Annotated in this window: 14 protein-coding genes, 1 tRNA gene and 2 pseudogenes; 9 read left to right on the forward strand and 8 right to left on the reverse strand. The window is 41.2% G+C overall.

All coding sequences use genetic code 11. The annotated features are described in order from the left end of the window. Positions 1-3: 3 nt before the first annotated feature. Positions 4-477, reverse strand: a complete 474-nt coding sequence (locus ACLFKQ_RS19840; RefSeq protein ID WP_449001481.1) for a hypothetical protein — start codon at positions 475-477, stop codon at positions 4-6. Between the two features lie 309 nt (positions 478-786). Between ACLFKQ_RS19840 and ACLFKQ_RS19845 the strand changes: the two genes are divergently transcribed. Next, positions 787-1,701 (forward strand): ABC transporter permease, encoded by a 915-nt coding sequence (locus ACLFKQ_RS19845; RefSeq protein ID WP_449001482.1) that lies wholly within the window; start codon positions 787-789, stop codon positions 1,699-1,701. Between the two features lie 5 nt (positions 1,702-1,706). Here the strand turns inward: ACLFKQ_RS19845 and ACLFKQ_RS19850 are convergent, their stop codons facing one another. Next, positions 1,707-2,057: a 4a-hydroxytetrahydrobiopterin dehydratase gene (locus tag ACLFKQ_RS19850; protein ID WP_449001483.1), complete on the reverse strand. Its 351-nt coding sequence runs from the start codon at positions 2,055-2,057 to the stop codon at positions 1,707-1,709. Between the two features lie 758 nt (positions 2,058-2,815). Here ACLFKQ_RS19850 and ACLFKQ_RS19855 point away from each other — a divergent pair. Beyond that, positions 2,816-4,113: pseudogene (locus tag ACLFKQ_RS19855) on the forward strand (IS110 family transposase); the annotation flags it as partial. Between the two features lie 309 nt (positions 4,114-4,422). On the opposite strand, the gene bchH reads toward ACLFKQ_RS19855, so the two are convergent. The 4 genes from bchH to ACLFKQ_RS19875 form a co-directional block, all read right to left on the reverse strand. Then, positions 4,423-8,079 (reverse strand): magnesium chelatase subunit H, encoded by a 3,657-nt coding sequence (gene bchH / locus ACLFKQ_RS19860; RefSeq protein ID WP_449001484.1) that lies wholly within the window; start codon positions 8,077-8,079, stop codon positions 4,423-4,425. Between the two features lie 175 nt (positions 8,080-8,254). After that, positions 8,255-11,377: an alkaline phosphatase gene (locus ACLFKQ_RS19865; protein WP_449001485.1), complete on the reverse strand. Its 3,123-nt coding sequence runs from the start codon at positions 11,375-11,377 to the stop codon at positions 8,255-8,257. A 403-nt stretch (positions 11,378-11,780) separates the two neighbouring features. Further along, complete coding sequence (locus ACLFKQ_RS19870; protein WP_449001486.1) at positions 11,781-12,569, reverse strand: TrmH family RNA methyltransferase; 789 nt, start codon at positions 12,567-12,569, stop codon at positions 11,781-11,783. 71 nt (positions 12,570-12,640) lie between these two features. After that, a tRNA-Leu gene (locus tag ACLFKQ_RS19875) sits at positions 12,641-12,725 on the reverse strand. 251 nt (positions 12,726-12,976) lie between these two features. On the opposite strand from ACLFKQ_RS19875, the gene murA reads away from it, so the two are divergent. Continuing rightward, the gene (murA, locus tag ACLFKQ_RS19880; RefSeq protein WP_449001558.1) at positions 12,977-14,308 is read left to right on the forward strand and encodes a UDP-N-acetylglucosamine 1-carboxyvinyltransferase; all 1,332 of its coding nucleotides are present in this window, start codon (positions 12,977-12,979) and stop codon (positions 14,306-14,308) included. A 113-nt stretch (positions 14,309-14,421) separates the two neighbouring features. Next, positions 14,422-15,316: pseudogene (locus tag ACLFKQ_RS19885) on the forward strand (transposase). A gap of 228 nt (positions 15,317-15,544) precedes the next feature. Here ACLFKQ_RS19885 and ACLFKQ_RS19890 read toward each other — a convergent pair. Continuing rightward, positions 15,545-15,727: a hypothetical protein gene (locus ACLFKQ_RS19890; protein ID WP_449001487.1), complete on the reverse strand. Its 183-nt coding sequence runs from the start codon at positions 15,725-15,727 to the stop codon at positions 15,545-15,547. A 511-nt stretch (positions 15,728-16,238) separates the two neighbouring features. Here ACLFKQ_RS19890 and ACLFKQ_RS19895 point away from each other — a divergent pair. From ACLFKQ_RS19895 to ACLFKQ_RS19910, 4 genes are all read left to right on the forward strand, one after another. After that, on the forward strand, positions 16,239-17,552 hold the full coding sequence (locus ACLFKQ_RS19895) for an NF038122 family metalloprotease (RefSeq protein ID WP_449001488.1): 1,314 nt from the start codon (positions 16,239-16,241) through the stop codon (positions 17,550-17,552). 179 nt (positions 17,553-17,731) lie between these two features. Then, positions 17,732-20,605, forward strand: coding sequence for a two-partner secretion domain-containing protein (locus ACLFKQ_RS19900; protein ID WP_449001489.1), 2,874 nt, complete (start codon positions 17,732-17,734; stop codon positions 20,603-20,605). 67 nt (positions 20,606-20,672) lie between these two features. After that, positions 20,673-23,258, forward strand: coding sequence for a CHAT domain-containing protein (locus ACLFKQ_RS19905; RefSeq protein WP_449001490.1), 2,586 nt, complete (start codon positions 20,673-20,675; stop codon positions 23,256-23,258). Positions 23,259-23,292: 34 nt separating this feature from the next. Next, positions 23,293-24,543 carry an FGGY-family carbohydrate kinase gene (locus tag ACLFKQ_RS19910; protein ID WP_449001491.1) on the forward strand — a complete coding sequence of 417 codons (1,251 nt, stop codon included), beginning with the start codon at positions 23,293-23,295 and terminating at the stop codon, positions 24,541-24,543. A gap of 99 nt (positions 24,544-24,642) precedes the next feature. On the opposite strand, the gene ACLFKQ_RS19915 is transcribed toward ACLFKQ_RS19910, so the two are convergent. Beyond that, entirely contained in the window at positions 24,643-25,383 is a 741-nt protein-coding gene (locus tag ACLFKQ_RS19915) for a response regulator transcription factor (RefSeq protein WP_449001492.1), read from the reverse strand. 549 nt (positions 25,384-25,932) lie between these two features. Between ACLFKQ_RS19915 and ACLFKQ_RS19920 the strand changes: the two genes are divergently transcribed. Beyond that, positions 25,933-26,652, forward strand: a complete 720-nt coding sequence (locus ACLFKQ_RS19920) for a biliverdin-producing heme oxygenase (protein ID WP_449001493.1) — start codon at positions 25,933-25,935, stop codon at positions 26,650-26,652. The last annotated feature ends 10 nt before the right edge of the window (positions 26,653-26,662 follow it).

Consider the following 26,662-nt stretch of genomic DNA (forward strand, 5'->3'; position numbering starts at 1 on the left):
CTTTTAGTTGTTTAAAGAATTGACTCTCAAGCTGTCTTTACCCAATCTTTCTAAAGTAATTTCCCATTTAGGGGGCTCGGTTTTAGGATTATATTTATAAGTTGCCAAACGTTGTTTTCTCGTACTAAAAATGCTGAGATTATATCCCTGGTTTCTAACTGTCGTGCCAAATTGATTGACAAAACTATAGCGTCCTAAATAATCCATTAATGTCCATAGTTGTAAATTTACGGTTAAATTTATTTCTTTAACTCGAGCATGAGATGTCCAACTTTCTACTAGTCTTCCTCCAAAGGGATCGAATTGTTCTACTGCCCACCAAAGATTTGGTTGAGAAAAATATTGCTGTTGTTTGTTAACGATTTTAGCGGTAGCTTTCTTCGAATTTGAAGTAGTAGGTGAATTTGTTAGTTTAGCCCTAACAGTAGGACTCGCAGAATCGAGGCAACAAGAGACAGCAAGATTAGCATTAGACATCAACAAATAGTTGGTAATCAAAAATATCTTTATCGACCTTTTAAACATAGTTTGACACTTATATTAATATTAATAAAATTAAATTTTACCAATAATTGTAATGTAAGTTACACCGTAAAACTGCGGAGTAATCTTAATTCAAAAAATGTAGTTCTAATAAAAACACTTCCACACCCTGAGAACGGCTTCAAATAATAACATTAAAAAAATTTTAGTCAGTCACGTTTTTAATTATAATTGAGAGCGAGTTTAAGAACCACAGATAAAGTTAGATACGTTTGCTAACTGGTAAATATGCATCCTTAAGAAATGAATTTTGCAGACACTAGTTCGGTTAATGTACCGATAAAAAAATCAAGTAATCTTTGGCAAAATGCCTGGAAAAGATTTAAGCGCGATCGCTCGGCAGTTTTGGCAACGGTGGTAATTTTAGTAATTGTTACGGCAGTTATGTTTGCACCTTTTATTTATACTGTTTCTGTAGATCGAATTGATTTTGCCAACTCGGCTGCCCCCCCTAGTTGGGAGCATCCCTTTGGTACCAACGCTTTAGGACAGGATCTGCTGGCAAGAATCTTGTGGGGAGGAAGAGTTTCTCTATCTGTGGGAGTTGCAGCAATGAGCGTCGCTATTTTTCTGGGAACGATAGTCGGAGCGATCGCGGGTTTTTACGGAGGAATTATTGACGGAAGTTTAATGCGTTTGACCGATCTATTTTTAGCATTGCCCCAGCTACCTTTACTGTTATTAATTGTCTATTTATTTCGCGATTTATTAAGAGCGATCGCTGGAGCAGAACTAGGAATTTTTATTTTAATCGTATTACTTATTGGCGGCTTAAACTGGATGTCCGTAGCGCGGCTAGTTAGAGCCAATTTTTTGAAGTTAAAAGAAATGGAATTTGTCAGCGCGGCAAGAGCGATCGGTGCTAAACCCAGTAGAATAATTTGGATACACTTGTTTCCCAACGTCCTGAGCGTTATCATCGTCGCGGCAACTTTAGCAGTAGGTAATGCTATTATCACCGAATCAACCTTGAGCTTTCTCGGTTTAGGCTTTCCTCCCGACGTGCCCACATGGGGGCGAATGTTATTCGATGCTAAAGATTATCTTACTACCGCCCCGCATATGGCACTTTTTCCTGGTCTGGCAATCTTTTTGACGGTTTTGAGTATCAATTACATCGGAGATGGACTACGGGATGCTCTCGATCCTAAAAACTAAGTTAACTACTTAACTGCTTTAGCTAGATCGTCACTTTTTGCCGCCATGACAAAATCATTTTGATGCAGTCCCGAAATTGCATGAGTCCACCAAGTTACCTTTACCTTGCCCCATTCAGTAACTAAAACGGGGTGATGTCCTTCTTCTTCTGCGGCTTCACCCACAGACTGAGTGAAAGATAAAGCGGTTTTGAAATCGGGAAATTCGAAAACTCGTTCGAGGTGGTACTCACCGTTATCTTGAACTACTTCCCATTCAGGAACTTGAGTTTTCATCGACTTTATCTCTTCTTCACTCAATGGAGGCAAATCGCCGCTACAGGGAACGCATTTTTGTTGAGATAGATCTTCTACCATTCTTCTTGCTCCTCAGAAATACAACACTTTTAGCTTACAACTTCAGCCTCTGGTTTGTTTAGTAGTGCGATCGCTTTTCTATCTATAGTTTGATATGCAAGCGCAGAAATAAAATTTTACCAAGTCGATTTCTTGAACGAGACAATTGCATGAGTAATAGCTAAATTTTGGATTGCTATATCCCTCTTCTGTCACTTTCCGATATTTCATATTAGGAAAAGGTTTTCAAGGGAAACAATATCAATTCATTGAGCCATTTGTAGTCAAATTTTCGTCATCCGCCCGCCTAAAAAATTTCTATTAACTGATGTTACGCAAAAGCTATCATATTAAGACGGATAAAAAGCTTTTGGAACTATACAGTGATTACGTTATCAGTTCATTTGATCAGATAACGGCGACAGGATTGTCGAGAACATTATCAGGAATGGTCAGCCATGACAACATAACCCGTTTTCTATCCCAGAAAAATTTAGACTCAAAAGAGTTATGGAAACTGGTAAAACCAGTGGTAAGAGAGTATGAACAAGAATTTGCTCTAGTTTTCGGAGTCTGACAGAAGCGTTCCATGAGCGGCGATTGCTGCATAATGAATAAAAGAAACAAAATCAGTCACAGAGGAGAAAACCCCTTAATATTAATGGTGGTCGCCTGACAGTTAAGACCGAACCCTCATTGGTGCGATTGCGCCCGCACAGAAGCGTGGTTCTAGATGTTTAAGGGAATGAAATTGGTGAAGCCACAATTGGGCTATCCCGTTTAGGAGAATTACTAGTGATTTGTATGCTTTAGCCAATTGGTTAAAAGAGTGCCAAGTCAAGACAGTAGCAATGGAATCAACGGGAGTGTACTGGATTCCTCTATTGCAAATTCTGGAAACTCAAGGTTTGGAAGTCAAGTTAGTCAATGCCCATCATGTCAAAACCGTCCCTGGACGTAACAGTGATGTACTTGACTGTCAATGGTTACAGCAATTACACAGTTATGGTCTGTTATCTGGTTCATTTCGACCCGATGACCAAATCTGCGTTCTGCGTAGTTATATTCGTCAACGAGATAGGCTAATTAAAAGTGCCAGTACTCACGTTCAACGAATGCAGAAAGCTCTTAGGCAAATGAATCTGCAACTGCATCGGGTGATTAGTGATATTACTGGCATCACTGGCATAGCAATTATTCGTGCTATTGTGGCTGGAGAAAGAAACCCCCAAGTCTTACTGCTTTGAAAAATCCCCGCATCAAGAGTAGTGTCTCAGAGATAGCTCAAGCCTTAACTGGAGATTACCGTGTCGAACACATTTTTGTGCTGCAACAGGAATTACAACTTTATGAAGTCTATCAAAAAGCGATCGCTGAATGCGACCGAAAAATTGAGCAATGTCTAGCTTAGTTTGCTAATCAAATTGATGTCGAAACTTCACCCATTCTTCCCGCTAAAAATCGACGCCATAAACCTCAAGGGAATCAACCTAATTTTGACTTGACAACTCATCTCTATCGTATTAGTGGTGTTGATTTCACTCGAATTGATGGGCTTGGGGTTTTGACGGTACAGACAATTCTTTCTGAAGTTGGGCTTGACCCGACTCGCTTTGCTTCTGTCAAACATTTTTGTTCTTGGTTGGGTTTATGTCCTGCTTCTCGTATAACTGGAGGTAAGATTAAAAGTTCTCAGACTCGTTGTGTCGTTAATCGAGCAGCTAATGCCTTCCGAATGGCAGCTCAAGCTCTCAAAAATAGTCGTTCTGCTTTGGGTGCATTCTCTCGTCGTCTGCGAACCCGTTTGGGTACTCCTCAAGCACTTACAGCTACAGCACATAAAGCGGTGCGACCCCCCTGGGGTTTCCCCAGCATGGGAACGCGCACCAAGACAATAGCACGGCTTTTCTATTATCTTTGGACCAGAGGTGAGGCTTATGTCGATCCAGGAGTTGATTATTACGAACAAAAATATCAAGAGCGACTCGTTCAAAACCTGACCAAAAAATCTCACTCTCTCGGCTTTGATTTGACTCCTCAGTCCGTCTCCCCCTCTGTGACTGATTTTGTTTCTTAGGAGGGGGATAAGTAGTGATATTTAACATCATTTCTCAAATTAAATGTTTTTTAATCATTTGAATGATGTCATGCTGGCGTAATCGGAATTTTTTTGCCAGCATTCCACAGGTATAAGGGTACAATTCTTCTTTGGGAACATTAACACTGGCTAACGCTAAGTCGGAAGCTTTACTACTCTAAATAGTTTAATATTTTTGTTCATTGGAGTAATGCAACTGTGCTGATAACATATTTATTATTGATGACTCCTATAATTCTAATACTGTAATATAATAGTACAATTGTACGGAATTGATGGAAAGAGTATTTATACAGTTACTCCTTCTAATTCGTCCTCAGTAGATTCATATAACTCTCTGAGTTTCTCTAACTTCTCCTCGTCTGCATTCCACAAACCTCGTCCGTGGGCTTCGATCGCCCGTGAGACAATGTTACGAAAGGCTTCAGGATTGGCATCTCGTAATTTTTGGGCCATTTCTGGATCTAAGGCATAAGTATTTACTGCTTGGTCGTATACCCAATCATCTTTAAAATTAGCCGTACCGCCCCAACCAATTAAAGCTGTCATCCGTTGAGAAATTTCATACGCACCGCCACTTCCCTGTTCTGCCATAGATTTTGCCCATTTAGGGTTGAGTAACTTAGTACGGTATTCCATACGCAATAAATCTTTTAGCTTGCGAGGCGTAGTATCTTTGGAAAAACTTTCGACAAAAGAAGCCTCGACTTGTTTGCCGCTTTGTATTTCTGCTGCCAGTTTTAAACCGCCAGTATTGCCATAATATTCTTGAATATCGGTTAAGCCGTATTCTACCGAATCGATTTCCTGGACGATGCGATCGCTAGTTTCCAATAACTGCGATAATATTTCTGGTCTGGCTTGTCCTTTATCTTTACGTCCGTAACTAAAGACGTTGCGATTTTTCCAAGTATCTGCCAATTCCTCACCAGATTCCCAATTGCTATCTACTACTTTGTCGTTAACTAAAGAACCAAAATCGCCAGCAGGGTTAGAAAACATTCTCGCGCTGGCATTAGCTACTCCTCGTGCTTGTAAAGCCAAATAGTGTTTGCGAATAAAGTTTTCTTCTTCCGTTTCTGGTGCTTCTGCTGCCCGTTGAAACAAGTCGTCTAGCAGTTCGATAATATTGACAAAAGTATCGCGGAAGATCCCCGATAGATTCGCCAGCACATCAATGCGGGGATGTCCTACTTCTTCAATTGGCAGTAACTCGTAACGGACGATTCTACCCGTACCTTCTTTGACGGGTTTGGCACCCACCAATTCTAGTAAGATTCCTAAAGATTCACCTTTAGTTTTAATCGAATCCAAACCCCATAGCATCACTGCTACCGTTTCCGGATAAGTTCTTTTCTCTTCAAGATTCTGGGCAATAATCTTTTTAGCAATTTCCTTACCCCGTTCGTAAGCCGCAGGAGAAGGCATTCGATAGGGGTCTAAAGCGTGTATATTTCTACCAGTAGGTAACACGCCACTGCCATCTCGCAGTAAGTCTCCACCAGGCGCAGGAGGAATGTATTCCCCATTTAAACCCCGCAGTAGGTTAGTCATCTCATCTGTATTCTGCACCAACAAATCTTTTATCTTTTCTGCTTCTTCAAACTCATTCTCTGATAACTCGCCATCAAAATAAGCCTCTAGATAAGATTGCAACTCTTCCTCAGTCGGTGGTTTGCCTAAGACGTGTAAGCCAGAAGAAAATAAGCGTTGTTCTAATACCTGCAAGTATTCATAAACCTGAAGAAAATACTCGTCGATCGCTGCTTTACTAAACAATCTGGCATTCTCTAGATTAAAATCAATTCCCTGCTTGGCACCTTCCTGAAACTGGCAGTCTTTCTCCAAACCACTATCGATAATTTTCTGACAGATAGACTCTCTCAAAGCTTCGTTCTTTACCGGATCTTCGCGATATTCAGCGATTAATTCTCGCAGTGCCATCAATTCTTTGTACAAACCCGCCCGTCCATAAGGTGGTACGTTGTGAGAAATCAAAACACCATAACCCCTGCGTTTGGCTAAAATCGACTCTGACGGATTATTGGCAGCATAGATGTACAGATTGGGCAGATTAGCTAATAAAATATCAGACCAAGAATAACCAGTATTACCCAAGGGCGAACCAGGTAGCCATTCTACAGTACCGTGCATTCCAAAGTGAACCACGGCATCGGCTTGAAATTCATGTTGCAACCACTGGTAAAAAGCTGCATACTGAGGATGCGGCGTTAGATCCTTTTCAAACATCAACCGCATCGGATCCCCAGCAATCCCCAATGGTGGCTGTACCCCAATCCAAACGTTACCCAATCTAATACCGCCAATTTGCAAATTATCGCCGTAGGTTTTAATGCCGGTACCCGTTAAGGATTTCCATTGCTTCTCTATTCTGGTGGTTTGTAAGTAGCCCAACCATTTTTCTAAGGTTCGGGCGTTAACTGAGGTTATGCCATTTTTCCCATCGTCTGAAGCAATAGCTTCATCGGCTTCCTTAACCTGCCGAATTAATTCTTCTCCATCTGCTGGTAATTCACCGACTTGATAACCTTGTGCTTTTAAAGCCTGGAGAAAATTGAATAAACTCTGAGGCACATTTAGTAACGCTGCCGTGCCAGTCGCACCATAACCGGGAGGAAAGCCATAGAGAATAACTGCAATTTTTCTTTCTGATGTGGGTTTGGATCGCAGCTTAATCCAGTTTTTAACCCTGCTAGTAAGACGTTTTAAGCGATTGGGTACGAGATAGATATCTTCTCCTACTAAACCACCTAAAGGTACGGTGTCGATCGCCCCATCTAGTTCTGGTAAGGAATATAAAACTACACTTTGCAAACCACCTATTCCCTGTCGCGTCCAAGAGTGAATATCTTGAATTAATAGAGGTGCGGCGATAAGATAAGGAACGTTTTTGGCAGTAAGAATTCTTTTTGCCACTTCTACCTGTCTTCCCGCTTCCATCGAACCTGCAGGTCCTCCAACCAAAGGAAAACCAATAGTAGAAACAACTGCATCCACTCTAACTGCTTCTTCTGATAGAGATAAGATCTCTTTGTTACCTCGTTGTCTTTGTGCCTGTTCGTAGTCGCTAGTCAGCCAGTCTCTAACCGCGACATGACCTTCTACGCCATTAATGAATATCGGTAGAGGGATTAAACCTTCTCGTTCGAAATGTTCGATCAATTGGGGAATATAGGGTTGTTTGGTAATTACGTGTTTGCGATACAGCAGAATACCAATAATGGGTTTTTGTCGTACGGATCGTTCATCGATATCTCGATACCAATTTAAATAAACTTGAGGAGAGGTAAAATAACCCTGATATTCGGGATGTAATAGACCCATGTTTGGGGTTTCTATCGCTGGGGGAATTTCGCCCACGGTTAAACCAAGATACTTTTCCCCTAGCATCCAACACATAGCGGCGAAGTTCTCTATGCCACCTGCATTCCAGTAGCCGTAAATAATCAACCAGTTACGCAGGTCTTGAACTTTCTTGGCAGGAATATATTTTAGTAGTTTGGGTCCTGTTTTTAAAAAGCTGAGATAGCCAGCCAGCTTGTCTTCTTCTCTGCTGTTACCAAACTTACTGAGGATAAATTTAACGGGTTTGGGCATTCCCTTGGGTTTATCGCCGATGGCAAATTTACCCAACTGAGTCAGACTCATTAATTCTACTGCCGACTCAAATACCAGACGGATGGGAATATTTTTGACTCTTGCTTTTAACCAAATAACTTGGTCGTAATCGAAGATCAAGCTAGCAAAAAACACATCGGCATTTTGTAATGCAGTTTCTACCGTATCTGGTGCGGCAGTAAGATCGCGATCGCTAAAAACGACAACTTCTAAATCCCTACAGCGCGAGGTCGCCATCTCAGCCGCTTGTCGATAGAGGCTGATGTTAAAAGATTCAAACCCAGCGATCGTGACTATGCGTTTCATTTTTTTTGCTACTCGTAATTTATAGGTTCGATTTACTTTAAATTTTAAGGCGAAATTACAGAAGCTAGGAGTTAGCGTTGGGGCGTAATTATATATATTATTAAAAAACTTGAGGGAGCGATCGCCCCCTCAAGTGCCGATTATTTAGTTTGTTAGTAGCTAGCTAGCGGCGAAGTTATGCAAAAGCAAAGTCGTCAGCACTCAAACTGTCGGCTTCTATACCGTTGAGATACGCCAGAGGGTTACCATTGAAGGCGATCGCCGCACTGCCATTTTGGTCCGTAATGTCCAATTGCTCGAAGCTAGCACCAACTCCAGCAATACCGAGAACATCTTCACCGCTGATGAAGTCGGTAATCATACTGGCAGCTTCGGGAAGTTCGGCACCGGCAAGCCAGAATTGGTCTGCACCTTCACCACCAGTAATAACGTTGCCGCCACCAGTAAGAGTGAAGAAGCGGTCTGCACCTTCGCCACCAACGATGCGATCGCCAGTTCCTAAAATAGTAACGTCATCGCCGCCATCGAGGTAAATGCGGTTGTTACCTTCACTACTAACAGCAGCATCGACTACATCATTACCTTCGCCAGCAAAAACTAAGAGGTCGCTACCTTCGATTTCAATGGTGTCACTATCGACAGTACCAAACGCAGGTGCTAAATCGGGTTCTTCCTCTTCTTCAGCAACTTCTTCAGGAGAAACGCCGAACAGAGTTTCGTACATGATGCGGTACATATCGGTGTTGTCTACGGTATCTTCCAGTAGATCGGAGTTTAAACCGTAGGCTTTAGAAACGATACTGCCAGCCACATCAGTGGTACTGACATAACCTACGCCGAATTCAAAAGTGTCGCCATCAGCATCGGGTGCGCCAGAAACAAAAGGTTCGGTATTGTTTCCTGTTTGTCCGTCATAAGGAACTTCTGGCTCAAAAGGAGGCTGTACTTCTACAGTTCCTACTGTTTCTCCATCTACGTCGTCAACTTCCAAACCACCAGCATCACTATCAGCAGCAGTTAGCACCAAAGTATTGGGATCGATATTATTTACGAAATCTTGGGCTACACCAATCGCCTCATCTGCCCGTAAAGTAGCTTCGATCGCCCCAGCGGCATTATTATTGTTAGGGAAGTTATCCGCACCCTCTTCTTCTAAAACAACCATAAAGCCGTCTTCAGCGTTGACAAACTTGTCGAAACTGAGGGTTTGCTCCAACATTTCGGCAACGGTAGGAGGATTTTCATTTCCTGGTTGACCGTAGAGAATTAGTTCGCTATTTTCATCGACTAAACCTTCTTCTTTTAAACTTGCTTCGTCGGTGTCGTTATAAGTATCTTCAGCCGCAAAAATACCGATAACTTTGTCGGTATCGGGACCGAGAGCTTCTAATTCTTCGCGGGTGTAGACGATTTCGTAGCCCATTTCTTGAGCTTCTTCGATTAGGTTGCGTCCGTCTTCGCGAATGCCTTCTTCCCCAAAGCGACCTACGGTTCCTTTGGGTAGATAGTGAATCTCGCCACCACCCATAATTACGTCTGCACCGGACTCGACGATTTCGGCAGTAATTTCGGCAACGTTATCGCGATCTTCAGCCGCAGAAAGAAATACACCTGTACCTGGTTCGGCAATAAAGCCAGAGTTGATTACCGCCGTCGGTTTCCCAGCAGCGATCGCCTCTTCCATAATGGTAGTGCCTTCTTGTCCGGAAAGCGAAGTATAGGGGTTGCCTTCTTCATCCAAACCGTAACTGCCAGCATATGGTTTGATCCCGTAAGCGTGAACTACCGCACCACCATTAGAAGTGGCAACGATTTGGTCTTCCATATGTCCCAGGTATACCCCAGCATCGGTCATCTCATCCCAGTTGAGTCTGCCATCGGGTCCTACCGAAGCAAAACGAGCTGCACCGTAGTGAGAGGGACTGGTACCGTCTGGGTGAATAAAGATAACATTTCCGGTATCTTGAGTAGGTTCGGGAGCGGGTTCGGGAGCGTCGGGAACGCCTTCAGGGGGTGCCAACTCTTCATCAAAGAGAGTTTCATACATCAGGCGGTAAATACCCGTGTTATCTACAGTGGCAGGAAGCTTTTCTGCGTTCAAACCATAGGTTTTAGAAACGATGCTGCCTGCAAAGTCGGGAGTACCAGCCCACAGATTACCATAGTTGAAAATATCGCCGTTAGCGTCGGGAGCACCAGTGGTAAAGGGTTCGGTATTGTTACCTGTAGTACCGTCATAAGGAACTTCTGGCTCGAAAGGAGGCTGGATCTCGGTAAAGCCTACCGTTTCTGCATCGTCGGGAACGTCGTCATTTTCCAAACCGCCACCATCACTGTCAGCGGCAGTAATTAATAGAGTATCGGGGTTAACGTTATCTATATAGTCTTGAGCGACACCAATTGCAGCATCCGCTCTTAGAACTGCTTCGGTGACTCCAGGTCCATTATTGTTGTTACCAAAGTTGTCGGTCGCTTCTTCTTCTAAGACCACAAACACGCCTTCTTCGTTGTTTTGGAAAACGTCTAGACCTAGAGTTGCCTCTAACATTTCGTCAACTGAAGGCGGATTGGGATTTCCTTCCTGTCCGTAAAGCATCAGGCTGCCATCATCATTGACAAAACCTTCTTCTTTTAAGCTTGCTTCGTCAGTGTCGTTATAAGTATCTTCTGCGGCAAAAATACCGATAACTTTCTTAGTATCGGGAGGAAGATTTTCTAATTCGTCGCGGTTGTAAACGATGGTGTAACCCATCTCTTTGGCTTCTTCGATCAGGTTGCGTCCGTCTTCGCGAATACCTTCTTCCCCAAAGCGACCTACGGTTCCTTTGGGTAGATAGTGAATCTCGCCCCCACCCATAATGACGTTAGCACCGGATTCGACGATTTCAGCCGTAATTTCGGCAACGTTGTCGCGATCTTCAGCCGCAGAAAGAAATACACCAGTACCTGGTTCGGCAATAAAGCCAGAGTTGATTACTGCGGTTGCTTTACCAGCAGCGATCGCTTCTTCCATAATTGTGGTGCCTTCTTCACCGGAAAGAGAAGTGTAGGGGTTGCCTTCTGCGTCTAGACCGTAACTGCCAGCATAGGGCTTAATCCCGTAGGCGTGAGCTACCGCACCAGCATTTGAAGTAGCCACAATTTGGTCGTCCATATGTCCCAGGTATACCCCAGCATCGGTCATCTCATCCCAGTTAAGTCTGCCGTCGGGTCCTACAGAAGCTAAACGCCCTGCTTGGTAGTGAGAAGGACTCGTACCGTCTGGGTGGATGAAAATTACGCTATTACCGTTACTCATGATTTATTTGTTACTCAAATAATAATCTTTATTAGTTCTCGTACTTCAAGCGAACTACCTAAAAATGTCTCGAAGTAGAAGATGAAATTTCAACTCAAACTGCCAGAAAACCCTTAATAATATTGGCTATTGAGAGGATTTTTCTTTTCCTATAAGATTTTTATCTTTGTAGATTAAGTAACAGTAATTAAGAGATTAAATCTTCTTTTGATTATGATTAAGAACAGTTTTTTGAGTAAAATCCATATATTTAGATAGATATTTACTAGAAGAAATCATGATACCGGAATTAGAAATTTCCACTGTATTTAACTGTATTTAAAAGCTAATAATATTCCATCTCCAAAGTAATTATCAGGTGAGTTAATTCCCACCTTTTTGGTTGGCGCGATCGCTCGCAACTTTAACCATTAGTTAATACTTGACGACGGGCTTCGTAAACCAACAGGGCATGAGCGATCGCTACATTTAAAGACTCTACCCGATTTGCTAGCGGTATTTTAATCCGTTCGTCGGCTAAACCAAGCAATTGGTCTGATAAACCCGCTCCTTCATTGCCCAAAACGATCAAACTAGGATGTTGAAAGTCGATCTGCCAGTAATTTTTGCTGGCTTGAGGAGAAGTGGTAACTATTTGTATTCCCTGTTGCCGATGCTGTTGGATTACCTCTGATAAATCTTGTTCGGTCGCAACTGCTAAACGAAACCATTCTCCTACCGAGGCTCGCAAAACTTTAGGGCGATCTAGATCGACACTATCGCGACTTAACCATAAGCCATCTACACCTGCAGCTACAGAAGTCCGAATAATCGTTCCCAGGTTACCAGGATCTTGCAGTCGTTCTATAGCTACTCCTAATCTAGTTTGACTGACATCTGGTAATTTAGCCGACCTGCGTTCTGCAATTGCCACTACCCCATCAGGAGTAACGGTAGTAGCGATCGCTTTTAACACTTCCGCACTGACTAATTCGATTTTTACCCTTTGCGCTTCGAGTTCTCTATATAATCGCTCGTGGTTTTCTCGCCAACGAGGAGTGCAAAAAACCCGTTCTAGTTGAAAGCTAGCCTGACAAGCTGCGGTAATTAAATTCGTTCCTTCTAAAAGTAGTAATTGTTGTTTGCGTCTTTCTTTGGCTAACGATAGTTTGCGTATCTGTTTGATTAGAGGATTTTTAATGCTGGTTAGCATCTCGGTTCTAACATTTATGGTTGAAAGACTTGACGAATAGTACCTATCAAAGTAATACTTTGGTTGCTAAATGCGGAACTCGGGACTTGAACCCGAATGTTCTACTCGAACACTAGAATCTGAATCTAGCGCGTCTACCAATTCCGCCAGTTCCGCTCTCTGGTTTGCCATGCAGCCTAATATTATTATATATTTTGCAATTCATGTCAAACGCTGGGGATCTAGCTCTAAATTAAAAACTTTTGCCTGTTAATCAACTCAATATATTTTTATTTAAGGTAAAATCCCTGACTAACTCATTTTCTTAGGTCGCAATCATAAATTACTTCCCAATATCTTTACGGTAAATCAGTTTACCGCTTCTATCGAATCATCAATTGTAATTTGAGGACAAACCGATTAATCCTATTTCTAATTTAACCCCAACCCCAGCTACCGAACGAGAATCTCAAGCGGTTCTCGAAATAGAAGGTCGTGCTTCTCTTCAAGGAGAAGTTAAAATCAGCGGTGCCAAAAACTCTGCTCTGGTTTTAATGGCAGGATCGATACTGTGTTCGGGAGATTGCCGATTACACAATGTGCCCAATTTGGTCGATATTACTCGTATGGGTCAAATTCTCATCGCACTAGGGCTAAAGATCGAACAACATGGCAATGTATTAGACATAGATTCGCGAGAAATCAACCCTATTAAGGCTCCTTATGATATCGTTTCTCGGTTAAGAGCCAGCTTTTTTGTCATCGGACCGTTATTAACTAGACTAGGAACGGCTCGGGTTCCCCTGCCTGGAGGCTGCGCCATTGGTGCCAGACCGGTAGATTTACACGTTCGCGGTTTACAGGCAATGGGAGCTAATGTCCGCATCGAATCTGGTATCGTTCACGCCAACCTCACCGGGGGCAAACGCAGATTACAAGGGGCAAATATCTATTTAGACTATCCCAGCGTTGGCGCTACCGAAACTATTTTGATGGCGGCTACCCTGGCAGAAGGAGAAACCAGAATCGAAAATGCCGCTCAAGAACCAGAAATAGTAGATTTAGCTGATTTTTGTCGTCAGATGGGAGCCAAAATTAGCGGTGCCGGAACTAATACAATTATTATTTCTGGAGTCGATCGCCTGCATTCGGTTGATTACAACGTTATTCCCGATCGCATCGAGGCGGGAACCTTTTTGGTGGCTGGTGCGATCTCTCGCTCGAAGATTACTCTAACTTCGGTAATTCCCAATCATTTGGCACCAGTCATCGCTAAGTTAAACGAAATTGGTTGTCGAGTGGTGGTTGAAGCAGACGAGGGCAGTAACTCCTTGTTTCAAAGACTGCGGTTAATTCCTGGCGAATTACGCGCCACCGATATCGAGACTTTGCCCTATCCTGGATTTCCCACCGATATGCAAGCACAGTTTACTGCCCTACTCAGTATTGCCGAAGGTAACAGCGTAATTAGCGAAACCGTCTTTGAAAATCGTTTGGGTCATGTTGCCGAATTGCAGCGCATGGGAGCTAACATTCGGGTTAAGGGCAATCACGCGATCGTCAGTGGCGTACCTTTTTTATCTGGTGCACCGGTAATGGCTACTGACTTAAGAGCTTCTGCTGCTCTAGTGGTAGCAGCCTTGGCTGCAGAGGGTAAAACTACTGTCAGAGGTTTGCATCATCTCGATCGCGGCTATGAAAATTTAGAAGGTAAATTACAACAGTTAGGAGCCAAATTAAAGCGAATTACATCTGCTTGATGAGCGGCAGAGCAATAAATAATTAATGGTACTTAGACAATTTTGGTGGCTAAAATGAGGTAAAATGCTTTTGCTGATTAACTTTAGCATTATTATTAACAGCGTTCGCCATTATGAACGAAACAACTCCCGCAGCAATGCCACCGTGTTTTGATAGATGGTCTCAAAAATTTGATGATTTATTCAAAAACAAATCGCAGAAAAGGGAATTTAGAAACTATTTAGGGGGATTATTGGGCGAAAGCGAGAGAAAAAAAAACCGATCTCAAATCGCAACAGATGCTGTAGAACTCACATATCACCGCTTACATCACTTTTTAACCGAAGCACCTTGGTCATCAGACATGGTTAATGAGCGACGTTTACAAGTAATGAACAAGTGTCATCAGACTAGAATTTGTAGCGGTTTTAGCTTAATTGTTGATGATAGTGGTCATAGAAAAAGTGGGTGCTTGCTCCGTCCTATACGCTGAGGAAACCTCAGCGCGGGCGGTGCGCAATTTCACTGCGGGAGTAGGTCGTCAGTATATTGGAGAAATCGGGAAAACAGATAATGGCAATGTTGTTGTTACAACTCATCTGTATATGGTAACAATACAACCTTGTTGAAGGAATTAGAGAAGAGAAAGTTAAAATATATTGGAGGATTAGCCAAAAATAGAAAGGTAAAACTTCTTAATCAATTAGAGGATAGAGAAGACATAAGATTAGATGATTTAGCACGGTCGTTACCCAAAGAGGCTGTTAGTGAAGTAATTCTAAATTTAGAAAAGCCGAAGCACTTATGGGTAGCAGTTGTAGAAATTGATTTGTGCTTACACTTTTATCCTTTGGCACAAGCTAACTGGTGGGTTAATAAGACGCTGGGCTAATAAAGAAATTAAGACTTTTCCTGAAGCATTAGAAGCGTTTCGTACTGCTATGTCTTTTGGTTTCGTTCGATGGCTCAACCAAAATCCTGACCTATTCACAGCTTATAAAGCGAGTTTGGGCTTTGTTTGGGCTTGATTTTTGTTTAAGTCCCGTTAATCAATAATTGAATTAATCTTAGATTACTCTTCAAGGAGTCAAACCAGTAAATGCCTGTGCAGTGGCAGCGAGAAAACTTCTGGCTATACGGGGCGTTAGAATCTGCCACTGGGGAGCATTTCTTTTATAGCTTCTCCCATGTTGATTCAGTTTATTTTGAGCAATTTATTCAGATGTTTCGAGCCACATTATCTGCTCTATTTATACTTATCTTCTGGCAATTGAACCATCTGTTAAAAAAATACAAACTTTTTCGTAAAGAGTATTAGTTTCTTCAATAATTTTCTGACTGCGATCGCCATAAATTGCGATCGTTTTTATTTTTCCTATTTTAAGCCTATTTCGCTGTCCAAATTTATAGCTACAACCAAGAGAGTTAGGACGTAGCATCTTTAATAATCAACTCCATAACTTGCCGTAGATAATCAGAATTACATAAGCAACGGCGAATATGGCTTTTCAGCCTTACGTTTTGTCCTAAGTCTTTTGACCATTGCTATAGATAACTGTTTTGTCATACTTTTTTAAACACAAGTTTTTAAACAAAATCAAGGTTAAGCCAAATAAATCAAAAGAACATCAAAAGCTTTATTTATAAAGTTAGTTTAACTTTAGTTCACTATATATTTAGTGTTTTTCTGTAAGTACTAATAACGGTATTCATTTGTTCGCACCCCTCGAAAGCTCAAGAGTAAATAACTAAATATAAGGATTCAAATCACAATTGTTTCAAATCACAATTGTTTTTGTCGTGCAATCACAGTTTAACTCAACCACATCTTTTATAAATATAAATTAATAACTCTAATAAAAAGCTATTTATTTTTTAATGCTTTTTATCTAATAAAATTAAAATTCCAAATTTCTTTATTAATACGATAATAATAAATTTAAAATAATTATGGAAGAAATTAATCTCGGCACAGAATTCAATTTTACCTACGCTCCAGGTGTAAGTTTCGAACAGATAATGGGTTTTGAACTTGCAGGACAATTTTGGTCAAATTATTTTAACGATAATGTCAGTATCAACATTTTTGTTGAGATGACCGATTCTCTACCTGAGAATGTTATTGGCGGTGCTTTACCAGGATTTGAAGACAATGTATTATACAGTAATTTTCGTGATGCTCTAGAAGCAGATATTACTTCGGAAATTGATACTTTAATTAATAATAATCAGCAAGCACAACGAGATAGTTATACTGCATATTTTGATAGTCAGTTTGAAGACATAACTGGCTATAAAGTAGAAAATAACCAGTATATGGAAATGACTCGCGCTAATGCTAAAGCTTTGGGTCTAATTGATGGACATAGTGAAGAGCTCGACGGCTATATTTTGATGCGCGACCTTGATGGTTCTGGCGAGAGTGGATTAGAAAGTTTAGCTTGGGACTATAACTACAGCGATAATGCTCTTGCTAACAACAGCCTTGACTATTTAGGGGTTGCAATTCATGAAATCGGACACGTTCTTGGATTTGTCAGCGGTGTAGATAGGGACGGATGGTTATCCACAACCAGCAATTTTAAAAAGAGTAAACAAGAAGATAAATATTACAATCGTCTAGAAGGTACTTTAAATAATGCAACTCCTGTTGATATGTTGCGTTATTCCCAGGAAAGTAACACCATGAGTGGAGGTGAAAACTGGATCGATATGTCTGTTGGCGGTAATCCATATCTTTCGTTTACTGGTTCTGACGGAGAAGCCATAGCTTACTTTTCAAGTGGAGTTGATACCGAATTGGGTGGCGATGGTTATCAAGCCAGCCACTGGAAAGCAATGGACGAGGCAGTCGGTATTATGGATCCACGTCTGAAAACGGGAGATAGAAGAGAAATTACCGAATTAGATGTACAGCTTTTTGATGCGATCGGTTGGGATCTTAAAACTGAAAATATAGAGACTCCTAATTTAGCTACTTTATTTAATCAGGCTCAAGTTACACTAGCTGAAAAAATTGATGTAACTGTAGATTGGATGACGAGTAACACCGTTGAGAGTACAGCAATCTTGACTCCAGAGTATGTAGACAACGATGGCAACAATTACGACGATCGCAATGAACAGTTACAAGAAATGTTCGTTAGCAGCGGTGAAGTTTATAGTCCGATCTGGGGCACCTATGCCTGCGGTAAAGGTCACTGGGAAGTTTATAATAAGTTATGGGACGAGGGCTATTTCTGGGGCTGGGGTAGAGGGGCTTAATTCACGTTGACTTTAGGTAGAGATTTCTAGCAGTTTGTTACTTCTAGCAGAATTTTGGGAATCATATGCTTAGTCTTTAGCAGCGATATTGAAAATCTATAAGATTCCACAAATATAATATGCAGAAGCTTGCTAATTTTTGCATCATTAAGTTACGACAACAGTTGAGGAAACATAGGTTGTTGTTGCCGTTTGTTTTCTGGTTCTCAATCTCAGAAATAAATGCGATCGCTCTAGGACAAGTCGTTCCCGATGATACTCTTCCCAATAATTCTGCGGTTGAAACCAATGATAATATCACGATAATTACTGGTGGTTCACGAGCGAATGCCAATTTGTTTCACAGTTTTGAGCAATTATCGGTTATTTCAGGCAAAACGGTTGTCTTCGACAATGCTTTGGACGTAAAAAATATTATCAATCGCGTAACGGGTAATTCTGTTTCTGATATTAATGGTTTAATTCGTGCCAATGGTACTGCCAATCTATTTTTAATTAATCCCAACGGAATTATTTTTGGTAGTAATGCCGCTTTAAATATTGGTGGTTCTTTCGTTGGCAGCACGGCTGACAGCATTCAGTTTCAAGACGGTAGTGAATTTAGTAGTTCTCCCACCTCAGATTCTCCACTGTTAAGCGTCAGTATTCCTATCGGCTTACAATTAGGGACGAGCGCAGGCAAAATAGTCGTGCGAGGAACTGGCAATAATTTAGCCATCAATCCAGATTTTTCTATAAATAGAAACAACAGACCTTCTGGACTTCAAGTACCAGATGGCAAAACTTTGGCTTTAGTTGGTAACAAAATCGAGCTTGTAGGAGGAAATTTAACTGCAGCAGAAGGCAAAATTGAGTTATGGTCTTTCAAAAATGGTAATTTGTCTCTCAATCTCAATAATGAAGGGGTAAGCACTGGGCAAGAAACTATCGACTATCAAAATATCATGCTTTCCCAAGCAGCTTCAGTAGATGCTAGTGGTAATCGTGGCGGAGAAATTAAAATTCGGGGTGAAAATATTGCGGTTGAAGACGGTTCGATAATTTTAACCGACACGATAGGAAATGGTTTGGGTGGAACTTTGACAGTTCGAGCCACAGAGTCATTAAGAGTAACTGGAATTTCTACTCAAAGTCCTGTTTTTAGTGGCTTATTAGCTGATGTAGCTCCAGCAGCTATGGGAAACGGAGGAAATATAGATATTAAAACCACTAGCTTAGAAATAAGTGAAGGTGGGCAAATATCGAGTGGTACTTTTGGTTTTGGTAGTGGCGGTAACTTAGCTGTAGAAGCTGAAAATATCAAAATAAGCGGCATATCTCCTTTTGGTCCTAGTGGATTGTTTGCGCCCGTTGCCCCAGGAGCAAGAGGGAATGGTGGAAATTTGAATATCAATACAGGCAGTTTAAACATAACTAATGGCGGACAAATATTAGGTGGAACTTTTGGCTTTGGCAATGCCGGGGAGTTAAAAATCGTAGCCGAGAGTATAAAAGTAATTGGTGGAACTGAATTTGGACCGAGTTTTATTGCCTCAACAGTTGAAACAATACCTGGTCTTCCAGAGCCTGTTGCTGCTGTTCTTGGTGTCGGTTTGGGAAATGGAGGAAATTTAGAAATAGAAACTGAGAATTTACGAGTTGCTGACGGAGGACAAGTGGCAGTAACTACAACAGGTTCTGGAAAAGGAGGAAATTTATTAATCGAAGCTCAAAATATAAAATTATCCGATTTTAATCAGTTCACTCGCAGTGGTTTGTTTGCCAGCGCAATTCAAGGTACTGGTAATGGTGGAGATTTAAATATTACTACTGACAGTTTATCTATCCAAAATGGTGCAGTAATTAGCGCTGGCAATTTTCCAAGTCTGGGTTCACGATCACCAGGAGAAGGGAAAGCTGGTAATGTTTTGATTAATGCTCGTTCTGTAGAATTAAATAACATTACTTCAGATATTTCTAGTGGTATTACTGCTTCTACTAACGGTGGTGGCGGAGGCGATATCACTTTAAATGTTGCCGAAGCAATTACTCTCGATAACAATAGCGAAATTGCCGCTGAAACCAGAGGTAGTGGGGATGGAGGTAATGTAGCGATTGTTACTGATGCTTTAACGCTAAACAATGGTGGATCGATCGACACCAGCACCTCTGCTAAGGGTAATGGAGGCAGAGTAAATATTCAATCTAATATGGTTACTTCTATGGGAATAGGTAGCGGTGTATTTAGTGAAGTAGGAACTGCCGCTACTGGTAATGGAGGCAGCGTAGCGATCGGTGCTGAGACATTTAATTTAAGCAATAAAGGACAAATTTCGGTTAGTAGTAATGGTTTGGGTAAGGCTGGTAATGTTGTTATTAACGCTGAGGAAGTTAATGTTAGTAATGGCAAAATCGCTACCACCGCTACTCAAACTGGAGGCGGCAATATTAACTTAGTAACGGATTTTTTATATTTAACTAACAATAGCGAACTTAGCAGCAGTGTCTTGGGCAGCACTGGAGGCGGAGGCAACATCTTTATCGATAGTAACTATGTCATTGCTAATCATAATAGCGATATTAGGGCGAATGCAGTTTTGGGTAATGGCGGTAACATAAATATCGATACAGAAGTCATCTTACTTTCTACTGATAGTGACATCGATGCCAGTTCTCAACTAGGTCTAGATGGAGTGGTAAATATCGATAATGTAGATTCAGACGAACAAATAGGAACGGCTGAATTACCCAGCAACATTGTCGATCCTGCCACTTTGATTTCTGGAATTTGTCCAAAAGAAGAAGGTAACTTTATGGCAGTTACTGGAAAAGGCGGATTGTCAGAAAATCCCAGTCGAAATCTTAGAGGTGAATCGGTTTGGGAAGATTTACGAGATTTCTCTCTCGTTGCTAAAAACCAACGACAATACCATAATCGCTCTGATGACGAGATCGATAAAATAGTTGAAACTAAAGGATGGCAGGTTAACTCTCAAGGCAATATTGAATTACTTGGTTATCTACCTCAACAAAACGATCAAGACTACTGGCAATTATTCAATCAGTGCCGATAGAAATTTTCTGGCTTAATCTTCTTTGACATTAATCTCTAAATTGCCTAGGGCGATAGATATCTTGAAAATGAGTAATTTGAAGCAGGAAAAAACAATAAAGTTAATTCATTTTGGTCTTTGGTTGACATTGCTGGGTTTAAGTGCGATCGCGCCAACAACAACCGCGATCGCAAAACCGACGAGAGTTGCAGATAATTTAGTTGAGATTAATGGTCAAAAGCTACTACAGCAAGGTCGAGTTGCCTATGAAGCCGGCAGATATGCAAAAGCCGCTACAATTTGGCAACAGGCAAATGAATACTATCAAACTCAAGGAAATAATTTAGAACTAGCGATCGGTCTGAGCTATCTCAGCTTGAGTAATCACAAACTAGGAAAGTTGTCTCAAGCCGAGCAAAACATCTCTCAAAGTTTACAATTGCTAGAACGACAAAACTTAGAAGATGAAAATTTACCCATACTCGCTCGGGTTTTAAATACTCAAGGTAGAATTTTGCTGGCAATGGGTCGAGCCGAAGCCGCTCTTGCAGATTGGCAACGAGCAGCTAAAATTTATCAACAGGCTGGAGATGAAGTTGGGATGCTTGGCAGTCAAATCAACCAGATCCAAGCTTGGCAAAGTCTGGGGTTGTATCGACGTTCTCAAAAATTACTGGAACAAATTACCGAGCGACTGACAGCACAAACCAATCCTAAACTTAAACTTACGGCACTGCGTAGTTTGGGGATTACTTTACAAGTTACTGGCGACCTAGAGCAGGCTCGCGAGATACTATACCAAAGTATGGTAATTTCTCAAACGCTAAATTTGCCCGAAGAAACTAGCATGACTCTGTTTAGTTTGGGTAATACTGCCAGAGGGTTGGACGATAAGGAAGCTGCGATCGCTTTTTATCGACGAGCAGCAGCTACTACTTCCCAACCATTACTGCAAACGGAAGCGCAGTTAAATCAACTCAGTCTGTTAATCGCTACCGAACGATGGCAAGAGGTAGAAGTGCTACTACCGCAAATTCAAACTAACATTACCGGTTTTTCTTCAAGTCGACGTTCGGTCTATGCTACGGTTAACTTTGCCAAAAGTTTAATTGACTTGTCGGCAACACCTTCTATTGAAGAATCTACCCCATCAGTTAAAAAGCTATTAGAAGCTGCGATCGCTCGCGCCCAACAAATCAAAGATACTCAAGCAGAGTCTTATGCCTTTGGGATTTTGGGTTATCTATACGAACGACAAGAAAAATGGTCGCTGAGCCAAAAATACACCGAACGAGCTTTAGAGCTTGCAGAACCGATTAATAACTCAAATCTGTCCTATCAATGGCAGTGGCAGTTGGGAAGACTACTGGCAATTCAAGATCGTCATTCAGGGGCGATCGCTGCCTATTCTGAAGCGGTCAAAGATTTAGAATCTTTGCGTAGCGATTTAATCATTACCAACACCGATGCTCGGTTTACTTTTCGGGAAAGTGTCGAACCAGTTTATCGACAGTTAGTCAGTTTGCTGTTACAGCCTCAAAACAACCAGCCAGTCAGTCAAAATAATCTAATCCAGGCGAGAAATACGATTGAATCCTTACAGTTAGCAGAACTGAACAATTTTTTTCGCGAAGCTTGTCTGGATGCCAAGCCGACAGCGATTGAGAGTATCGATCCCCAAGCTGCAGTAATCTATCCAATTATCTTACGCGATCGCTTGGAAGTAATCGTTAGTTTGCCCGATAAAACTCTGCGCCATTACTCTACGAAAATTCCCAGAGCAGAATTAGAGAACGTTATCGAACAGCTGCGTCAAACCGTTCAAATTCGCAGTCGACGACAGTTCTATCAGCCAGCACGACAATTGTATAATTGGCTGATTCGCCCTGCTTTAGAAGAGCTTGCCGATAATAATATTAAAACTCTAACCTTTGTTTCTGATGGTTCTTTACGCAATATTCCGATGAGCGTGCTCCATGATGGTAAACGCTATTTAATCGAGCAATATAATGTGGCTCTAACGCCGGGATTGCAGTTACTCGCTCCTTTATCGTTAGAAAAAGTAAAATTAAAAACCTTAGCTGCAGGAATCACTCAACAAAGAAGAGGTTTTTATGCTCTCGAACATGTTAACGACGAACTTGAAAATATTCAACAACAAACTAATGGTGTCATTTTAAGGAATGAAGCATTTACTAAAAATGCACTCCAAGAAAAAATTAGCTCGTCCCAATTTCAAGTAGTTCACATTGCCACTCACGGTCAGTTTAGCTCTGACTTGAATGAGACATATTTGTTGGCTTGGGACGATAATATTGATATTGGAGAGTTAGAAAAAATTCTGCAACAAACAGAATTCGCTCGCGAACGACCAATCGAACTATTGATACTTAGTGCCTGCGAGACTGCGGCAGGAGATCGACGAGCCGCTTTGGGTATAGCAGGTATGGCGGTAAAAGCCGGAGCTAGAACTACCTTAGCTACTCTTTGGTCAGTGGATGATGAGTCTACCGCTGTGGCAATGAATAATTTTTATCAGCAACTTACCGAATCTAAAACCGAAACTAATAGAGCTTTATCTTTGCGCCAAACTCAATTGGCTCTGATTAATTCATCTCGATTTGCCCATCCTTTTTACTGGGCTTCTTTTATTATGCTAGGAAATTGGCTATGAGTTAGGCCTAGACAATATATCTACAATAGATTTTATGGCTTATTACTTAGGAATTGACTTTGGTACTTCTGGTGTGAGAGGCATAGTTATCGATGAAGTTGAAACCCTAAAGCTAACTTTAAAGCATACCTTTAAAAATATAGCCCCAGATAAGTTAACCTCTAGTTGGCAAGCGGCTCTATACTCACTTCTCGCTCAAATTCCTCAAGAAGTCAGCAGGCAAATTAAAGCGATCGCTATTAATGGTACTTCTTCTACAGTATTGCTTTGTAACGCCAATGGCGAACCAATTGGCGAACCGATTTTGTATGACGATCCTAGAGCAACAACCGAACTACCTCAGCTCCAGGCGCTCGCACCAGCCAATTCTATAGTTGTCAGTGCAACGTCGAGTTTGGCAAAATTATTATGGTATACTCGGCAACCTTACTTTGCACGAGCCTCATATTTTTTACATCAAGCTGACTGGCTGGCTTATTTGCTTCACGGCAAGTTAGGTATTAGTGATTATCATAATGCTCTCAAATTAGGCTACGACATAGAAGATTTAAGTTATCCCCATTGGTTGCAAGATTTACCCTTTAGGCACTTATACCCTCAAGTATTCTCTCCTGGTACTTCGGTAGCAAAAATAACCCCAGAAATTAGCGATCGCTTCCATTTTGCTCGAGATTGCTCGGTCTGTACGGGAACTACCGATAGTATCGCTGCTTTTTTAGCTAGTGGCGCATCTCAAGTAGGGGAAGCAGTAACTTCTCTCGGTTCTACACTCGTATTGAAGTTACTTAGTAAAACTAGAATTGAAGCTAAAGAATATGGGATCTACAGTCATCGACTAGGAGACTTATGGTTGACAGGCGGGGCTTCTAATACAGGTGGCGCAGTCTTAAAGCATTTTTTTGATGAGGAGCAGTTAGTTACTCTATCGCGACAAATCGATCCCAATGTTCCTAGTCCTTTCGACTATTATCCGCTACTTAAGCCTGGCGAGCGCTTTCCGATTAACGATCCTAATTTATCGCCAAGATTGACCCCTCGACCTGCAAGCGAGCGAGATTTTTTGCATGGACTATTAGCAGGCATAGCTCGTATCGAAGCTTTAGGGTATCAAAAATTACAAGAATTAGGTGCCAGCAAGTTGAAACGAGTTTATACTGCTGGCGGAGGTGCAAAAAATCTGGTTTGGCAGGAAATTCGCCGACGTTATCTCAAGCTGTCCGTGGTATCGACAACTATCACTGAAGCAGCTTATGGAACTGCTTTACTAGCAAAGCGAGCGCTCTAACTACGTAAAAAACATGATTACACTCAGATTAAGTCAGCCCTTGACATTAAATTCCAGTTAAATAGAGAGTAGTTAATAAAAAATATAGTAACACTACTCTTATGCTGTCGCTCTATCTGTTTCTGCAGCCATTTCTTCGTTACTAGGTAACTCCAAACAGTACCCCGCACCGTACACTGTTTTGATGTAGTTAGGATGTCTCGGATCGGGTTCTAGTTTAGTTCGCAAATGACGAATATGAACGCGAATGGTTTCTATATCGTCATCGGGATCGTAACCCCATACTTCCTTCAGTATTTCTGGTGGCGCGACTGTTTGACCGTGGCGCTGTAGCAAGCAATGCAGTAATTCAAATTCTAAATGAGTTAGCTTGACGGTTTGCTGAAACCAAATTGCCTCGAAGCGCTCGGGAATTAAAGTTAAAGGACCATAATTGAGAATTTCAGAGTGCTTGGCAGCTTGTGGAATACGATCTGTTCGCCGTAGCAAAGCTCTTACTCTGGCGAGCATCTCTTCAACTTCAAATGGCTTGGTTAGATAATCATCGGCACCAGCATTGAAACCTTCTACTTTATCTTGAGTCTGTCCTAGTGCGGTCAGCATTAACACTGGAATATCAGAAGTACGATTGTCTCTACGCAATCGCTGGCAGACTGTAAATCCGTCTACTTTAGGAAGCATTAAGTCTAGCATAACTAAGTCAGGCTGTAGCTGTACTGCCAAAGCTTGACCTTTTACGCCATCTTCTGCCTGATTGACATCATATCCAGCCATCTCCAAATTGATTGAGACCAATTCGGCTATTGCAGGATCGTCATCAATTACAAGTATTCTTGGCATTGCACTAAGGTTTATGGTTGGTTTGATATGTTATGTGTTTGATTATAGTTTCGCTTTCTTAAAAGAAATTTAAAATCTGTAGGATATTTTAAACAATCCTGTATCGATTATAGGCAAAAATGTTCTTAATGTTTAAGTTTTTTTACCAATTCTCGATAATTTGTATATTTAAGTATAATTTGATATATTATATGGATTTTATTTAATAAAATTGCTCAGAGTGATAATGTTAATCTTTTAGACCGGCTAGCTATAGATAGTTTCAATCTTTAATGTCGCTCTTTGCTAATTTAAATTAAGCCATTCTTCGATCGAGTTAACTTAAATAAAGTATGAGTTTCCCTGCTAAAAAATTTTAACAGTTTAGCTTGCCAATTAATATCAGAGTCATGAGTAACTCGAGCCAGCTTATCGTGTAAAAATTCTTAATGAAAACTCTCATGAAATCGGTTTAATCTAGCAAACTAGGCGTATTGTCGATCGCTTGCTAAATTTAAGCAAGCAGACTAAATAAACAGACAAATAACAAACAGCGAAAGGAAACTTAATATGAGTGTCAATTTAGCCACGATGTTGCGCGAGGGGACGAAAAAGTCACATACAATGGCAGAAAACGTCGGCTTCGTCAAATGTTTTCTCAAAGGTGTAGTTGAAAAAAAATCTTATCGTAAATTAGTCAGCAACTTCTATTTCGTTTATTCGGTAATGGAAGAAGAAATGACAAAATTAAAAGACCATCCTGTTATTTCTAAAATCTCCTTTCCCGAGCTCAACCGTAAAGAAAGTTTAGAAAAGGATTTATACTTTTACTATGGTCCTAACTGGAAAGAAAAAATTACTCTTTCTCCAGTAGGGGCATCTTATGTAGAACGCATTAGAGAAATAGCCAAATCCGAACCAGAATTACTAGTCGGTCATTCCTATACTCGTTATTTAGGAGATCTTTCAGGCGGGCAAATTCTCAAGAAGATTTCTCAGAGAGCAATGAACCTTAGCAACGGCGAAGGAACTGCTTTTTATGAATTTGAGGAGATCCCGGATGAAAAAGCGTTTAAAAATAGATATCGTCAAGCTTTAAACGAGTTGCCAATCGATCTAGAAACTGCTGAAAAGATTGTCGATGAAGCTAATGCTGCTTTTGGTCGAAATATGGAATTATTCCAAGAGTTAGAAGGTAGTTTAATTAAGGCAATTGGCATGATGCTGTTCAATACCTTAACTCGCCGTCGTTCCCGTGGCAGTACGGAATTAGTTACTGCCGAACAGTAGCAACTACAAC

It is taken from the genome of Myxosarcina sp. GI1(2024), assembly GCF_053543375.1.

What these genes read in the sequence shown, in the direction of transcription:
- ACLFKQ_RS19870 (WP_449001486.1), bottom strand. Translation starts at nt 12,569, where the DNA reads ATGCTAACCAGCATTAAAAATCCTCTAATCAAACAGATACGCAAACTA.
- ACLFKQ_RS19850 (WP_449001483.1), bottom strand. Translation starts at nt 2,057, where the DNA reads ATGGTAGAAGATCTATCTCAACAAAAATGCGTTCCCTGTAGCGGCGAT.
- ACLFKQ_RS19920 (WP_449001493.1), top strand. Translation starts at nt 25,933, where the DNA reads ATGAGTGTCAATTTAGCCACGATGTTGCGCGAGGGGACGAAAAAGTCA.
- ACLFKQ_RS19910 (WP_449001491.1), top strand. Translation starts at nt 23,293, where the DNA reads ATGGCTTATTACTTAGGAATTGACTTTGGTACTTCTGGTGTGAGAGGC.
- ACLFKQ_RS19915 (WP_449001492.1), bottom strand. Translation starts at nt 25,383, where the DNA reads ATGCCAAGAATACTTGTAATTGATGACGATCCTGCAATAGCCGAATTG.
- ACLFKQ_RS19905 (WP_449001490.1), top strand. Translation starts at nt 20,673, where the DNA reads ATGAGTAATTTGAAGCAGGAAAAAACAATAAAGTTAATTCATTTTGGT.
- ACLFKQ_RS19890 (WP_449001487.1), bottom strand. Translation starts at nt 15,727, where the DNA reads ATGCTACGTCCTAACTCTCTTGGTTGTAGCTATAAATTTGGACAGCGA.
- ACLFKQ_RS19865 (WP_449001485.1), bottom strand. Translation starts at nt 11,377, where the DNA reads ATGAGTAACGGTAATAGCGTAATTTTCATCCACCCAGACGGTACGAGT.
- ACLFKQ_RS19895 (WP_449001488.1), top strand. Translation starts at nt 16,239, where the DNA reads ATGGAAGAAATTAATCTCGGCACAGAATTCAATTTTACCTACGCTCCA.
- ACLFKQ_RS19840 (WP_449001481.1), bottom strand. Translation starts at nt 477, where the DNA reads ATGTCTAATGCTAATCTTGCTGTCTCTTGTTGCCTCGATTCTGCGAGT.
- ACLFKQ_RS19845 (WP_449001482.1), top strand. Translation starts at nt 787, where the DNA reads ATGAATTTTGCAGACACTAGTTCGGTTAATGTACCGATAAAAAAATCA.
- bchH (WP_449001484.1), bottom strand. Translation starts at nt 8,079, where the DNA reads ATGAAACGCATAGTCACGATCGCTGGGTTTGAATCTTTTAACATCAGC.